Raw genomic sequence first — 15,603 nt, 5'->3', positions numbered from 1 at the left:
TTCAGGCCATCACCGAATAGCCGCCGTCGACGGGGATCGCGGTGCCGGTGACGAAGTCCGATGCCGGCGACGCCAGGAACACGGCGATGCCGGCGAAGTCGTCGATCGCGCCCCAGCGTGCCGCCGGTGTGCGCGCAAGCACACGCTCGTGCAGCCCAGCCACCTGCTGGCGCGCGCCCTTGGTCAGGTCGGTATCGATCCAGCCGGGCAGGATGGCGTTGACCTGGATGTTGTCGGGAGCCCAGGCATTGGCGCAGGCGCGGGTGTACTGCACGATGCCGCCCTTGCTCGCGGCATAGGCCGCGGCGAAGCTCGCACCGAAGATCGACATCATCGAGCCGATATTGATGATCTTGCCGTGGCCCGACGCCTTGAGCGCCGGATAGGCCGCCTTCGAGCACATGAACGCGCTGGTGAGGTTGGTGTCGATCACCTTGCTCCATTCCTCCAGCTCGAGTTCGTGTGGAGGCTTGCGGATGCTCATGCCGGCGTTGTTGACGAGAATGTCGATCCGGCCGAGCTCGCGAACGACCCGTTCGACCATGGCCGCGACGGCGGCCTTGTCGGTCACGTCGGTTGCCACCGCGATCGCCTTGGCGCCGCGCTTGCCGAGATCCTCGACGGCGGCCTTCGACTTCGCCTCGTTGCGGCCGACCACGGCAACCGCAGCGCCGGCGTCCGCCAGGCCGCGCGCCATGCCAAGCCCGATGCCGCCATTGCCGCCGGTGACGATGGCGACCCGGCCCGAGAGATCAAACTGTCCGTTTTTCATTGTTGTTGTCCGCTGAGGTTTGAACCGGGCGCGAGAGTGCCCGATCGTCACGGCACTGACCAGACCAGCCACAGCCGGTCCGCCCTGCGCCGGCGGGCCTGCGCGTGGCGCGATCCCGGGACGTTCGGGCAACAAAAAAGCCCCGGACGATGCCGGGGCTTTTGGTCTGCTATCTCAGCAGCGATCAGTACGCACAGCTCAGTACTTGGCAACAACCGGGCCGGTCCAGTTGAAGCGGTAGACCAGCGAGGTGCTGATGGTTTGGACGAACGGCTTGAAGGTGATGTCGCGGCCGTTCGAGATGTTGGTGCCGTCGGCCAGCTCGGAGATGTTCTTGTTGTCGTAGTAAGCGGCGCGATATTCGGTCTTCATGAACCAGCCCGGCGCGGTGATGCCGAAGATGTTCAGGTTGTTCTCGACGCCGCCGCCGACGAACCAGCCGCTGCGATCGAAGCCGTTGGTGTGCAGGCCCGAGGGAAGAGCGGACGCGGTGTTGAACAGCGTGGTGCCCTTCCAGTGCGAGCTGGAGTAACCGGCGTTGACGTAGGACAGAACGTTCGGGGCGATCAGATAGCCGAGGCGCGCACCAGCGGCCCAGCTGTAGTCGTTCTTGATGTTGCCGGCGACGAACGGACCCTGATCCTGGATCGTGCCCTTCAGGCTGCCGAACTGACCGTCGGCGAACACGCCGATGACCCAGCTGTTTGCGGTCTGCCAGTCGTAACCGGCACCGACGGTGCCGAACCAGCCGTCACCGCCCTGGCGCTGATTGAAGCCGAGGATCGGCGCGCCCGTGGCGGTCGACTGAACGCCGGTGTCAGCGTCCCAGACGCCGCCACCGCCACCGCCGAAGATGTAGAAGCCGGTCCAGCTCGGAGCGACCGGGAGCGGGGCAGGAGCCTTGGTGTAGGGGCGGGCGGCCAGGTCGGCAGCCGACGCCGAGGCCGTCATCGCAGCAACCGCGGTCAGAGCGAGCAAAATCTTCTTCATATCCAAATCCTCGACTTAGCGTTCGATCAGGTCGCTCAGGGGAGTGCGCTGGCACCGATTCCCGAAACTCATGGTCGGACTATACGTGGTTCCACCGGAAATGCTGTTGCTGGTGGGACACAACCGGCCGAAAACGAAGCCGCTGGGGCTCTTCGAACGGGCAAATGGCAATGGCCGCCCCCAATCTGGAGGCGGCCGGAAACTCATTTCAGATCAAACGGTTGGGCCTAGACGTCGAGCAGGTCGTCGCTGGCGAATTCGGCCTTGTCGGAGATGAAGGCAAAGCGGGCTTCGGCCTTGGTTCCCATCAGCCGTTCGACCGAGTCGGCGGTGCCCTCGCGATCATCGGCCAGCAGCACCACGCGCAGCAGCGTGCGCTTGGCCGGATCCATCGTGGTCTCCTTCAGCTGCGCCGGCATCATCTCGCCGAGGCCCTTGAAGCGGTTCACCTCGACCTTGGCATTGGCATTGAATTCGCTCTTCAGCAGCTCATCCTTGTGCGCGTCGTCGCGGGCGTAGATCGACTTGGTGCCGTGCTTCAGCTTGTAGAGCGGCGGAACCGCCAGATAGAGATGCCCTTCGTCGATCAGCCGCGGCATCTGCCGGTAGAAGAAGGTGATCAGGAGCGATGCGATATGTGCGCCGTCGACGTCGGCGTCGGTCATGATGATGATGCGCTGGTAGCGCAGATCCTCTTCGCGGTAATGCGCGAGCGTGCCGCAGCCGATCGCCTGCACGAGGTCGGAGAGCTGCGCGTTGGCGGTCAGCTTGTCCTTGCCGGCAGAGGCGACGTTGAGGATCTTGCCGCGCAGCGGCAGCACGGCCTGTGTCTTGCGGTCGCGCGCCTGCTTGGCGCTGCCGCCGGCCGAGTCACCTTCGACGATGAACAGCTCAGAACCTTCGGTGCCGGCATCGGAGCAATCGGCGAGCTTGCCGGGCAGACGCAGTTTCTTGCCGGCGGTCTTGCGCGCGGTCTCCTTTTCCTGGCGGCGGCGCAGCCGCTCCTCGGCGCGATCGATCACGAAATCGAGCAGCCGGTTGGCCTGGTTGGGATTGCCTGACAGCCAGTGGTCGAACGGGTCCTTCATCGCCTGTTCGACGATGCGCTGCGCTTCGGCAGTGGCGAGGCGGTCTTTCGTTTGGCCCTGGAATTCAGGCTCGCGCACGAACACCGAGAGCATGACGGCCGCGCCCACCATCACGTCTTCCGAGGTGATGGAGGCCGCACGCTTGCCCTGGCCCGCGCGTTCGGCGTGGTCCTTGAGGCCGCGCAGCAAAGCGCTGCGCAGGCCGGATTCATGCGTACCGCCGTCGGGTGTCGGCACCGTGTTGGTGTAGGACGACAGGAAGCCGTCGGCATCGGCCGTCCAGGCCACCGCCCATTCGCAGGCGCCATGCGCGCCGCTGCGGCCGGATTTGCCGGAGAAGATATCCTGATGCACCAGGGTGTCGGCGTGGATCGCCGCGGCCAGATAATCCTTCAGCCCGCCGGGGAAGTGGAATTTGGCTTCCGCCGGGACGTCTTCGACGCCCTTCAACAGTTCCTGGTCGCAGTGCCAGCGAATCTCGACGCCGCCGAACAGATAGGCCTTCGAGCGCGTCATCTTGAACAGACGCTGCGGTTTGAAAGCCGCCTTGGCGCCGAAAATGTCGGTGTCCGGCTTGAAGCGAATGCGCGTGCCGCGGCGGTTGTTGACCTTGCCGAGGTCTTCGAGCTTGCCCTTGGGATGGCCGCGCTCGAAGGTCATGCGGTGCAATTGCCCGCTGCGCGCAACCTCGACCTCGAGTCGCGAGGAGAGGGCGTTGACCACGGAGACACCGACACCGTGCAGGCCGCCCGAGGTCTCATAGACCTTGGAGTCGAACTTGCCGCCCGAGTGCAGCGTGCACATGATGACTTCGAGCGCCGACTTCTTCGGGAATTTCGGATGCGGGTCGACCGGAATACCGCGGCCATTGTCGGTCACGGTCAGGAAGCCGTCGGCGGTCAGCTCCACGTCGATGAAGGTGGCGTGGCCCGCCAAGGCCTCATCCATGCAGTTGTCGATCACCTCGGCGAACAGGTGGTGCAGGGCCTTCTCGTCGGTGCCGCCGATATACATGCCGGGACGCCGGCGGACCGGTTCCAGCCCCTCCAGCACCTCAATGTCAGCCGCCGTATAGCCGGCTTCCGCGCCTCCAGCGGATCGCGAGGCAGCCTTCGCCGGGGCGCGTCCCTTCGGCTCCGGGGCTTCGAACAGATCGTCGGCAGATTTGCTTTTGGCGTTCGATTTCAATGATTTGGCCATGGTTCTTCAAGTGGCGCGCCGGTCACGGCGCGGCGAATCGGTTGCTTTGACTATGCCACGGATGGGCTGCCAATGGGGACGGCCGCGCCCTGGAGCCCGGCCATCCCCATAGATAGGAGACCGCGATTACGCCTTCGAGGTACGGAACACAACGACCGTGAACAGGGCCATGGCGGCGACCACCAGCAGCGACCCGACAATCGGCGCCACCTCGAACGACGGTCCCTTCATCAGCACGGCGGCAACGCCGGCCGGGAACAGGACGCCGCCGACGATATGCAGCCAGCCCTGGATCTTGGCGAGTGGCATGCTGCCCGCTTCCGGCACCAGCCGGTAGTAGAGGCCGAACAGGAACAGCAGCACGCCGCCGACCAGATTGAGATGCGCATGCGCCGGTCCCAACGTGAAGTCGTGCTGGATACCCATGGCGATGCCCGCGAGCATTCCGAACAGCAGGACGAGAACGCTCACGCACATCATCAGCGATCCGATCATCCGGTATTTCCTTTTTCTTGTGAGGGAGATGCCTGCCAGCCCGGACCTCAGGGGCCTTACGGGAAATCACGCTCGATCCCCGCCTTTGTGACTTGATGTCACGCAATCGGCTGGCTTACCTGTTCTTAGGCTGCGTGCCGCTAGAAAGGTTCATTCGAGGTTCAACGGAGCGGGAAGGCACACGACGAGATGGAAGACCTTGCGCGGGCCCTGGCCGAATTCGTGCGCCATCACCAGGCCTGGGCCGCTCCGATCGTCATGCTGCTGGCGTTCGCTGAATCGCTCGCCTTCATTTCATTGCTGGTTCCGGCCTGGGGCGCGCTGGTCGCGATCGGCGCCCTGATCGGCGTCAGCGGGATCAGCTTCTGGCCGATCTGGATCGCGGGCGGCGTCGGCGCCGCACTCGGCGACTGGGTCTCCTACTGGTTCGGCTATCGCTACAAGGAGCAGGTCGCGCAGATGTGGCCGCTGTCGCGCTACCCGGAGATCCTGCCGCGCGGCGAGGCCTTCGTGAAGAGCTGGGGCGTGCCCAGCATCTTCATCGGCCGCTTCTTCGGACCACTGCGTGCCTCGGTGCCGCTTGCGGCCGGCATTTTCGAGATGTCGTACTGGCAATTCCAGATCGCCAATTTCGTCTCCGCGCTGGTCTGGTCGGCGGCACTGCTGTTGTTCGGCGACGTCATTGCGCATGCCATCGAGTGGGTGTGGCGGGTGGTGTAGCGCCGACAGTCGGCGACATCGGACGGGTGCCCACACGCTAAAAGAGAAGCCTAAAACTTTTTCTATCCCGGCGAGGCGACGGTAATCTCGCGGTGCTAGCTCAACAGCCGACGTTTCGGTCGTCGTCGGGCTTGCATCACCATGATTGCGCGCATCTGTCTCCTTTTCGCTTTATTGCTACTGACGCCGTTGAGCTTCGCTGCAGCCGATAAATCGGCTTCAACGACTGCGGACCCGCACCGGGTCTGGATCGATCCGGGCTGGCGGCGGACGATCAGCCGCTATGCGATTACTTTCGACGAGCAGGGCCTGAGCACGACTATCTTCGATTTCGAAGCCCAAGCGCTCGATGAGAAGGGGGCCGAGGCGCTCGCTCGACGAATCTTCCGCTACAACAGCTATTTCTACGACTTGTCATCCGGCGAGCTCGCTACGTTGAAAGCCGATGGCCGGGTCATTGCGGTCGACGAACGCGCAATCCGAGACCAGCCTGCCTCGACGGACGGCTCTTCTCCCTATTTTGACGAGCAGCGGCAGCGGTTGGTTGCTTATCCGGACGTCGCTCCCGGCGACAAGGTCAAGGGGCGGTTGATCTACAAGGCGAAGAGAGCCGTGTTTCCCGGCGAATTTGCGGGCTACTGGAGTCAAATGGCGGATCAACCCCGCGAGGTGATGGAGCTCACGCTCGATGCGCCCGCGTCGAAGCCGTTGCATGTCGGGTTGCGCAATGTCGAACATGAAGAGGAGAGGCGAGGCGACCGGATCGTCCATCATGTTCTCTTCAGGCAAGAAACGCCGAGGCCGCGCGAGATGGACGCGGGGACATTCGACGATGCCCGGCGGTTCGAGGTCAGCACCTTCGCGGACTATGCAACTTTTGCGGCGGTGTTGAACGCCCGTAACGCGCCGATGGCGCAGCCTGACGAGAATTTGGAAAAGCTCTCTGCCGAGATCGTCGGCGACGCCTCGGACGCCCGAAGCAAAGTTGAACGAATTCACAACTGGGTCGCGCGGAATATCCGGTACGTTGGGATCGGGCTCGAGGATGGTGGTTTGACGTCACAACCCGCATCCGCAGTCCTCGCGGCGCGCTACGGTGACTGCAAGGCGCATGCGACGATCCTCAAGGCGTTGCTCGCGGTTCAGGGGATCGAAGCCAACCTTGTCGTGGTGAATGCCAGCCTGCAGTACACGCTGACGCAGGTCGCGACGCAGAATTTCGACCACGCGATTGTCTATGTTCCGGCAATCGACCGCTATCTCGACCCGACCTCGTCGCTGGTGGCGTTCGATTCCCTGCCGCCGAACCTCGGCGGCAAACCCGCGCTCAACATCGACAAGGGGACGATCGGCCGTATCCCGGTGACGGCACCGCAGCGCTTCGTGTTGGCTGCGGATACGGAATACACGCTGCACAGCGATGGTACACGTCAGGCGCGCTCGGTGTTGTCCGGCAATGGACTGGGAGCAAGTGTTGGACGATCCGTCGCACTCGGCCTTGACGCGGGGGACCGTCAGAACGGCGCCAGGAAGCTGATCGAGCAGGCGGGGCTGAGCGGTACGGGCGACTACAGCTTCCCGAATCCGCGCGACCTGTCCGACAGCTATGCGATAACCGCGAACTTCCAGATCACCAAGCCCGTCGGCCTCAATCATCTCGAGCGGATCAGGATGCTGCCCCTGACTGACCCGCGCCCCTCGCTGCTGCTGCTCGCCACCAGCGGGCCAACCGACCGGGCCTTTCCGTGCCGCTCGCTGGAATATCGGGAGACCAGTTCGCTCACCGTACCCGAGGGAACCAACTTCTACGAAAAGCCGGCGCCGGTCATCTATAGCAAGAGTTTCAGCGGCAGCACGGCATACGGCGCCGCGACGGGGCGCATCGAGGTCAACGCGACCGCTACGCTAAACGGCCGCACGATTCGCTCCAGCGCGTTGGTGCGGTTCACCGTCGACGCTGCGGTCTGTCCGGCGGAATTTGCAGCGGCGATCAAGGCTGGCTTGGACAAGTTCGCGGAGTTCAAATACGGACCGATCGGATTGACGCCGAAACCGGTGCCGCTCGTTACGGAAATCAGCGCCGAGTTTACCGATGGCGTGAACGCGTATCAGGCGCAAAACTACGTGCGCGCGATGGCTCTGCTCCGACCGTATGCCGAGCATGGCAACGCCAAAGCTCAATCCTATGTGGGGTACATGTACGAAAGCGGCTACAGCGTCGAGCGCAACTACGCCGAAGCGATCCGTTGGTTTCTGATGGCCGCCGAGCAGGGCGATTCCTACAGCCAGGGGAAGCTAGGCTACGCATATGAGTACGGGCTTGGCACCGCGCGTGACGAGAAGGTCGCAGCCCAATGGTACGCCAAGGCAGCCGAGCAGGGCGATGTCTTCGGTCAGACCCACCTCGCGCGCCTCTATCGGGATGGCGCCGGTCTCGCCCAGGACTATCAGCAAGCTGCGACCTGGTTTTCGAAGGCTGCCGATCAGGGCTCGGCTTGGGCGCAGGGGAATCTCGCATTGCTTTACATCAAGGGCCGCGGCTTGCCGCTCGACCTATCCCGGGGCATCGCGCTGCTTCGGGTTGCCGCCGATCAGAACGACAGTGAGGCCCAGTACAATCTGGGATATGCCTATGAGAGCGGCACGGGTGTTCCGAAGGACATCCAGGAAGCCGCCAAGTGGTACAGCAGGGCGTCCGATCGCGGTAATGCGCTCGCCCGCACGCGCCTCGCGGGATTGCTGGGAGGCGGAGGAATTTTGGGCCACCTGCGCCAACTCTTCGGTGGTCTTTGAGCTCCTGATCTGCCCGACGACGGTGCGCCAGCGCATCCGACCCATCGCCGCGAGAGCCGTTGCCGGCCGTCGGCCTCGGAATAAGGCCGCGGCGCAGGGGTTAGCCCGGACGATGGCCAAGTCGCGCAACCGTCATCGCGCGGGCATCGAAAGGCTGATACATCCTCGCCTACCAACTGCGAATTTATTGGGCGCCGTTTCACTGGGAGGACAACACATGGAATTGACACGACGTCATGCTCTTGCCGGCGCTGCCGGCATCGCCGCCGCACCGTTGCTATCAACCGTTCCTGCGGCCGCTGTGGCGCCGCTCGCCGACAAGCAGGCGCCGAGCTTCTATCGCTACAAGGTCGGCGACATCCTCGTCACCGTGGTGTCCGACGGCAAGAACGTCTTCAAGCTGGAAGATTCATTCATCCCGAACGCGAAACGCGACGACGTGAATGCGGCGCTGGAGAAGGCGTTCATGCCGCGCGACATGATGACGATCTGGTTCGCGCCGCTGGTGCTCAACACCGGCGGCAAGCTGGTGGTGATCGACACCGGCAATGGCGCGCTGGCGAAGGCCAGCACGAAGGGCGCCAATGGCCTGTTCGCCGACAATTTCGTCGCCGCCGGCTTCGATCCCAAGAATGTCGACATGGTCGTGATCTCGCACTTCCACGGCGACCACGTGAACGGCCTCTTGACCGCCGAAGGCACGCCGGCATTCCCGAACGCCGAGGTGCTGGTGCCGGCGACCGAGTGGAAGTTCTGGATGGACGACGGCGAGATGAGCCGGGCGCCGGCCGGCCGCATGCAGGGCCTGTTCAAGAACAACCGCAATATCTTCGAGGCCGGCCTGAAGAAGAAGGTCACGCCCTACGAGTGGGGCAAGGAGATCGCGCCGGGCCTGACCTCGGTTGAGACCGTCGGCCACACGCCGGGTCATACCTCGTACGTGCTGGCCTCCGGCTCGGACAAGGTCTTCATCCAGTCCGACGTCACCAACAATCCGAACCTGTTCGCGACCAACCCCGGCTGGCATGCGTTCTTCGACCAGGACGGCGACGTGGCGGAGAAGACCCGCCGCCGCATCTACGACATGGTGGTTGCCGAGCGGCTCCAGGTGCAGGGCTTCCACTATCCGTTCCCGGGCCTCGGCCATGTGGTGAAGGACGGCAGCGGCTATCGCGTCGTGCCGGCACCGTGGAATCCGGCGATCTAGGTTCGTCATTCCGGGGCGATGCGTAGCATCGAACCCGGAATCTCGCGCCGCAATCTCTGGATTCCCCGATGCGCAATTGCGCATCTGAGGTTCGCGCCCAGGGCGCGCGCCCCGGAATGACAAGCAACATCTTGACGTCAAGCGGGCGCGGCCTTATAGCCGCGCCCATGATCAACGCCGCGACCATCATCATTGCCCGCCGCCGCCGCATTATCGCGGTATGGGCGGTCGCTCGCGTTTAAAGACCATCGCCTCTGCCGCCGGACCTGATCCCGCGGCGCTCTCCTCAAAAAGACACGCGGTTCGATCTGGCGGCTCCTTCGTCATGCAGGAGCATCAGTCATGTATACGCCACCGCCTTTCAAGCCTGACCGCGCCGCGAGCCTTGCCTTCGCGGAAGCGCGCGGTTTCGGCATGGCCTGCGCGTGGGACGGCAGCAAGCCGATCGCCTCCGCGCTGCCGTTCTACTTGACTTACGCCGCCGACGGCACGCCGCGGGCGCTGTTTCATGTTGCCCGTCACAATCGGCTGATAAAGCTGGCGGGTGGCACGTCCTGGCTGCTGGCCGTTACCGGCGCCGACGCCTATGTTTCGCCGGACTGGTACGTGTCACCCGATCAGGTGCCGACCTGGCTCTATCAGGCGGTGCATCTGACCGGGCCGGTGCGGACGTTGTCGGATGACGAGCTTGCCGTTCAGATCGACGCACTGAGCGCCAAGTTCGAGGACCGGCTGCTGCCGAAAAAGCCGTGGGTGTCGGGCAAGATGACCGCCGCGAGGCTGGAAACCATGAAGAAGGCCATCGTGGGCCTCGAGATGATGGTGGAAGAGGTGGAGGGCAGCTTCAAGCTGAACCAGCACAAGTCTGAAACCGATTTCGCAGCGGTCGGCAACACGCTCGCTTTGCAGGCCGAAGCCGGTGCCCGGGACGTCGCGGCCTTGATGCGCGAGGTGCGCCCGCAGGCTTTCGCGATGATACAGACCGAGATGACTACGCTTCCGAGGAGCGAGCAATGACGAAGAAGAAAATCGGAATTTTGGGCGCGTCCGGCTACACCGGCGCCGACGCGGTGCGCCTGTTGGCGCGGCACCCGAATGCCGAAATCACCGCGCTTACCGCTAACACCCATGCCGGCAAGACGATGAGCGAGGTGTTTCCTCACCTCTTCATGCTCGACCTGCCAAAACTCGTGGAATGGGAAAAGGTCGACTGGACGCGGCTCGACGCCGTGTTCTGCGGACTGCCGCACGGGACGACGCAAGAGATCATCGCAGCGGTGCTGAAAGCCAATCCCAGAATCAAGATCCTCGATATGTCCGCGGATTTCCGGCTGCGCAACAAAGACAGCTATGCGCAATGGTACGGCCATGAGCACCGGGCGCTCGAATTGCAGGACGAGGCGGTCTATGGGCTGACCGAACTCTACCGGGAGGAGGTCACGGCCGCGCGGCTGGTAGCCTGTCCCGGCTGCTATCCGACGGCGGTGCTGCTGGCGCTTGTTCCGCTGGCGAAGGCAAAGCTGATTGACGTCGACGACATCATCATCGACGCAAAGTCGGGCGTCACCGGCGCCGGACGCGGACTGAAGCAGAACACGCTGTTCAGCGAGGCCGGCGAAGGGTTGTCGCCCTATTCGATCGGAAGCCATCGACACTCGGCGGAGATTGAGCAGGAGATTGGCGCGGCCGCTGGCTCGGCTGTGACGGTGAACTTCACCCCGCATCTCATTCCGATGGCGCGGGGTGAGTTCTGCACATCCTATGTCAAGCTCAACGGGGCTACGCCGGACGATTTGCGCGCCGAGCTGGAAAGGGCCTACGTCAACGAGCCGTTCGTATATGTGACGAAGAAGGGTGTGCTGCCACAGACGCAGAACGTGCGTGGTTCGAATTATGTTCAGGTCGGCGTCGTCGCCGACCGGATCAAGAACCGCGCCATCGTGCTCTCGACGCTCGATAATCTTGTGAAGGGTTCGGCCGGACAGGCGATCCAGAACATGAACCTGATGTTCGGCTTGCCCGAAACCACCGGACTGGAGCAGATCGCGCTGTTTCCATGAGCGGAGGTTGTTGTCGCTGGCGAGGGGCGCTCCATCTAAGGATAACTGCCCATCCCCGTTGGCGGCGCAGGCGCGGCCAGATGTGTTAAACGAAACGAACGAGCTCGAAAGGAACGTGCCATGACCCTCACCGACACCAACCAACCGAAAACCAAAAGCGGTGCGACCAAGGCCACCGTGTTCGTCGATGGTGCGTCCGGCACGACCGGCCTCGGTATCCAGGAGCGGCTGCTCTCGATCGGCGACGTCGCGGTGAAGCACATCGCCGAGGACAAGCGGAAGGACGCCGGTGCCAAGCGCGCGCTGATGGAGGAGGTGGATCTCGTGATCCTCTGCCTGCCTGACGAGGCTGCCAAGGAGACCGTGGCGCTGATCGACACGATGGGCAATGCCGCGCCGAAAGTGCTCGACGCCTCGACGGCCTATCGCGTTGCGCCCGACTGGGCCTATGGTTTCCCCGAACTCGCGCCCGACCAGGCCGACAAGATCCGTAACGCGAAGAAAGTCTCCAATCCGGGTTGCTATCCGACCGGCGCAATCGCGCTGCTGCGGCCGATCGTCGACGCCGGCCTGCTGCCGGCGGATTATCCGGTCACCGTCAACGCGGTGAGCGGCTATTCGGGCGGCGGCAAGTCGATGATCGCCAGCTTCGAGGACGGCTCGGCGCCGGCCTTCGAGCTCTACGGCCTCGGTTTCGAGCACAAGCACGTGCCGGAGATGCAGCTCTATTCGCATCTGACGCGGCGGCCGATCTTCATCCCGTCGGTCGGCAACTACCGGCAGGGCATGCTGGTCTCGGTGCCGCTGCAACTCGACGCGCTGCCGGGCAAGCCTGATGGTACCGATCTGCAGGCGGTTCTGGCGAAGTGGTACGCCGGCAGCAAATATGTCTCGGTGATGCCGCTGCAGAACGAGGCCGCCAAGGGCGGTCGGCTCGAGCCGGAGGCGCTCAACGAGACCAACCAGCTCGAGCTCTATGTCTTTGCCAGCGACAAGCACCACCAGGCGGTGCTGGTCGCGCGGCTCGACAATCTGGGCAAGGGCGCCTCGGGTGCCGCGGTCCAGAACATGCGGCTGATGCTCGGGCTGGCCGACAGCTGACGGCGACGCGGATCGTGGACGACGCCACGCTGCAATTCTATCGGCGCAATGCCGAGGCCTATGCCGGGTGGGCGAAAGCCCCGTCCACCCGGCTGATCGGCTTTCTGAAGCTGCTGTCGCCGGGCGGCGCGATTCTCGAACTCGGCTGCGGCGCGGGCAATCATGCCGCGGTCATGCTCGCCGAAGGCTTTGTGCTGCGTGCGACCGACGGGTCGCCCGAGATGGCCGAGGTCGCGGCGCGCCGCATCAAACATCCCGTCGAGGCGATGCTGTTCGATGAGCTCGAGGACCGCGAAGCCTATGACGGCGTCTGGGCCAGCGCCTGCCTGCTGCACGTGCCGCGTGACGAATTGGCCGGCATCATCGGCCGCATCCATCGGGCGCTGAAACCCGGTGGCGCTTTCTACGCGAGCTACAAGATCGGCCATGGCGATGGCCGCGACAGCATCGGCCGTTACTACAATTATCCCGCGGCGGACTGGCTCGCCGCGACCTACGCCTCGTCAGGGCCGTGGACGCAAGTCTCGTCCGACACCAGCGAGATCAAGAGCTTTGACGAGGCGCCCGCGACGATGCTGCATATCGTGGTCCGGAAGAGCGCGTAGTTGATGCCGCGCCGGCGCGGCTGTCGCCGCAACCGGCGGGAATATTTGGATCAGACGATCTTGAAGATCGCGAGCGCCAGCACCGCTTGCGCCAGGAAACCGACCGTGAAGGCCAGGGTGCGGAACACCGGCAGGCCGAGCGTGTACACGATCAGGTGGGCGACGCGGGCCCAGAAATAGACGGCGCAGGCGAGCACGGTCCATTTGGTGGAATAGTCAGCCGCGTTGAGGATCAGGACCAGCGGCGCGAAGATCACGAGGTTCTCGACCGCGTTGTCATGGGCGAACATCAGCCGGTTGGCCCATTCCGCGTGCGGCTTGTCGTTGCGCGAGGGGTTGCCCATGGCGCCGGAGAGGCCCCGAACCTGACAGCGGTTGATGATGTAGGGAATCCACAGCAGCCCGGTCAGGATCACCGTCAGCGACAGCCAGAACAGTTCGCGCGTCATCGTCTCCCCCTCACGTGAATTCGATTCCCGACCGTCGGGACCGTCTGTTTATAGCTGAGCGGGAGACTTGGCGCTACGCGAGAGACTTGGCGCTACGCGCGGACGCGGACATAGCTGCCCGGGGCGTCCTCGAGCACCTGTGTGCCGCTGGAGCCGACCATGCGCGCCGGGACCGTCTCCGGATCATGGCTTTCCAGCCAGCCGCGCCAGTCGGGCCACCACGAGCCCTTGTGCTCCTCGGCGGCCTTCAGCCAGTCGGCGAGCTTCATGTCCTTGATGTTGTCGTTGGTCCAGTACTGGTACTTCTTCGACGCGGGCGGATTGACCACGCCGGCGATATGGCCGGAGCCGGACAGCACATATCTCACCGGACCGCCGAAGAACTGCGAACCGTAGAGCACCGATTCCGCCGGCGCGATGTGATCCTCGCGGGCGGCGAGGTTGTAGACCGGCACCTTCACCTTCGACAGATCGAGCAGCGTGTTGTCCAGCACCATGGTGCCGGTCGACAGCCGGTTCTCCAGATAGCAGTTGCGCAGGTAGTAGGAGTGGTTCGACGACGGCATCCGCGTCGCATCCGAATTCCAGTGCAGCAGGTCGAACGAGGAGGGCGTCTGGCCCTTCAGATAATTGTTCACGACATACGACCAGATCAGGTCGTTCGAGCGCAGCATGTTGAAGGCCATCGCCATCTTGCTGCCCTCGAGCACGCCGGATTCCTGCATGTCGCGTTCGAGCGCCGAGATCTGGTCTTCGTCGACGAACACCAGGAGATCGCCGGCATGGGTGAAGTCGACCTGCGCGGCAAAGAAGGTTGCCGACGTCACGCGCTGGCGGCGCTTCTCGGCGAGATAGGCGAGCGTCGAGGCGAGCAGGGTGCCGCCGACGCAATAGCCGGCGGTGTGCACCTTCATCTCGCCGGTGACCTTCTCGATGACGTCCATCGCCGTCAGCGGGCCTTCGGTCATGTAGTCGGCCCAGGTCTTCTTGCCGAGCTCCTTGTCCGGATTGACCCAGGAGATCACGAACACCGTGATGCCCTGGTCGACGCACCATTTGATGTAGGATTTCTCGGGGCGCAGATCGAGGATGTAGAACTTGTTGATCCAGGGCGGCACGATCAGCAGCGGCGTGCGCAGCACGTTCTCGGTCGCCGGCGAATACTGGATCAGCTGCATCAGCTCGTTCTGGAAGATCACCTTGCCCGGCGTCGTCGCCATGTTGACGCCGACCTCGAGATTGCTCGAGTCGGACTGGCGGATCCGCAGCGTGCCGTGGCCGGCCTCGATATCCTCGGCCAGCATCTTCATGCCGCGCACCAGATTGTCGCCGTTGGTCTCGACGGTGGCGCGCAGCACCTCCGGATTGGTCAGCACGAAGTTCGACGGTGCCAGCGCGTTGGTGATCTGCTGGACGTAGAATTCGGCCTTCTTGCGCGTGTGCGGATCGATCCCGTCGGCGTCATGGACCAGCTGCTGCGCCCATTTCGAGGTCAGCAGATAGAGCTGAAGGATGAAGTCGAAGAACTGGTTCGACTTCCATTCCGGATCCTGGAAGCGCTTGTCGCGCGGGGCCGGGGCGATCGCCGGCCTGGCATCGGCCTCGCCGGCCATGCGGCGTACCGCCGAGCCCCAGAGATCGAGATAGTCCTTGCCGAGCTGCATCTGCAGCGACGAGGCGCGCTCCTTGTCGGACAGCCAGTATTCGGCGATCACGCTGAACGTCTTGATGACCTCACCGAGCTCATTCGGCGGCTTGTCGCGGACTTCTCCGGTCTGGCGCGGCTTGAGATAGGCTGCCAGCGCCTGGCCGCTGCTCTCCATGGCCCGCGCGATGTTCATGGCGAAGGCTTCGGCGTTGAATTTCGGGGTGGTCTGGGTGTCGGTACTAACGTTGCTCATCTGAGGTACAATATCGCGTCGTTTGGAGGGCGTCATCGCGCGGTGCGGTAACGCAAATCAGTCAAAATCCAGCATTTCGCTCTGTTGCGGTGCGAGAAAAAATCTTTGTTCCGTCATATTGAAGCCTCAGGCGTCGCTTTTGGTGTTCCCGCTTTAAGCGTTTCGGGCGACAATGGTTTGAAACGCTGAAGTCGAAATTAACGCAGCGGGGACGCTGCAAGG

The 15,603-nt window shown here is 63.6% G+C and carries 13 protein-coding genes; 7 read left to right on the top strand and 6 right to left on the bottom strand.

Features of this window, described 5'->3' with window-relative positions:
* Position 1: 1 nt before the first annotated feature.
* The 4 genes from IF803_RS03995 to IF803_RS03980 form a co-directional block, all read right to left on the bottom strand.
* Positions 2-772 carry an SDR family NAD(P)-dependent oxidoreductase gene (locus tag IF803_RS03995; protein ID WP_016842941.1) on the bottom strand — a complete coding sequence of 257 codons (771 nt, stop codon included), beginning with the start codon at positions 770-772 and terminating at the stop codon, positions 2-4.
* 198 nt (positions 773-970) lie between these two features.
* Complete coding sequence (locus tag IF803_RS03990; RefSeq protein WP_028342135.1) at positions 971-1,762, bottom strand: outer membrane protein; 792 nt, start codon at positions 1,760-1,762, stop codon at positions 971-973.
* A 227-nt stretch (positions 1,763-1,989) separates the two neighbouring features.
* Positions 1,990-4,050: a DNA topoisomerase IV subunit B gene (gene parE / locus IF803_RS03985; protein ID WP_028342134.1), complete on the bottom strand. Its 2,061-nt coding sequence runs from the start codon at positions 4,048-4,050 to the stop codon at positions 1,990-1,992.
* Between the two features lie 126 nt (positions 4,051-4,176).
* Positions 4,177-4,545, bottom strand: a complete 369-nt coding sequence (locus IF803_RS03980; protein WP_028342133.1) for a hypothetical protein — start codon at positions 4,543-4,545, stop codon at positions 4,177-4,179.
* Positions 4,546-4,734: 189 nt separating this feature from the next.
* On the opposite strand from IF803_RS03980, the gene IF803_RS03975 reads away from it, so the two are divergent.
* The 7 genes from IF803_RS03975 (at position 4,735) to IF803_RS03945 (ending at position 13,031) form a co-directional block, all read left to right on the top strand.
* Positions 4,735-5,265 (top strand): DedA family protein, encoded by a 531-nt coding sequence (locus tag IF803_RS03975; RefSeq protein WP_028332199.1) that lies wholly within the window; start codon positions 4,735-4,737, stop codon positions 5,263-5,265.
* Positions 5,266-5,406: 141 nt separating this feature from the next.
* The gene (locus IF803_RS03970; protein WP_461191343.1) at positions 5,407-8,058 is read left to right on the top strand and encodes a DUF3857 domain-containing protein; all 2,652 of its coding nucleotides are present in this window, start codon (positions 5,407-5,409) and stop codon (positions 8,056-8,058) included.
* 217 nt (positions 8,059-8,275) lie between these two features.
* Positions 8,276-9,265, top strand: coding sequence for an MBL fold metallo-hydrolase (locus IF803_RS03965; RefSeq protein WP_461191342.1), 990 nt, complete (start codon positions 8,276-8,278; stop codon positions 9,263-9,265).
* A 342-nt stretch (positions 9,266-9,607) separates the two neighbouring features.
* Complete coding sequence (locus IF803_RS03960) at positions 9,608-10,282, top strand: FMN-binding negative transcriptional regulator (RefSeq protein WP_461191341.1); 675 nt, start codon at positions 9,608-9,610, stop codon at positions 10,280-10,282.
* On the top strand, positions 10,279-11,325 hold the full coding sequence (gene argC / locus IF803_RS03955) for an N-acetyl-gamma-glutamyl-phosphate reductase (protein ID WP_461191340.1): 1,047 nt from the start codon (positions 10,279-10,281) through the stop codon (positions 11,323-11,325). Before IF803_RS03960 ends, argC (IF803_RS03955) begins: the two co-directional genes overlap by 4 nt.
* A 120-nt stretch (positions 11,326-11,445) precedes the next feature.
* Positions 11,446-12,426, top strand: a complete 981-nt coding sequence (gene argC / locus IF803_RS03950) for an N-acetyl-gamma-glutamyl-phosphate reductase (RefSeq protein ID WP_461191339.1) — start codon at positions 11,446-11,448, stop codon at positions 12,424-12,426.
* Positions 12,427-12,440: 14 nt separating this feature from the next.
* Positions 12,441-13,031 carry a class I SAM-dependent methyltransferase gene (locus IF803_RS03945; protein ID WP_461191338.1) on the top strand — a complete coding sequence of 197 codons (591 nt, stop codon included), beginning with the start codon at positions 12,441-12,443 and terminating at the stop codon, positions 13,029-13,031.
* A 50-nt stretch (positions 13,032-13,081) separates the two neighbouring features.
* On the opposite strand, the gene IF803_RS03940 is transcribed toward IF803_RS03945, so the two are convergent.
* Both IF803_RS03940 and IF803_RS03935 read right to left on the bottom strand, forming a co-directional pair.
* Positions 13,082-13,480: an MAPEG family protein gene (locus tag IF803_RS03940; protein ID WP_038386775.1), complete on the bottom strand. Its 399-nt coding sequence runs from the start codon at positions 13,478-13,480 to the stop codon at positions 13,082-13,084.
* Positions 13,481-13,572: 92 nt separating this feature from the next.
* Positions 13,573-15,381 carry a PHA/PHB synthase family protein gene (locus IF803_RS03935; protein ID WP_461191337.1) on the bottom strand — a complete coding sequence of 603 codons (1,809 nt, stop codon included), beginning with the start codon at positions 15,379-15,381 and terminating at the stop codon, positions 13,573-13,575.
* Positions 15,382-15,603 lie beyond the last annotated feature (222 nt).

The sequence above is a fragment of the Bradyrhizobium sp. UFLA06-06 genome, assembly GCF_054820065.1.
Note: the sequence above shows the minus strand (reverse complement) of the source record. Positions and strands in the feature narration are given on the sequence as shown.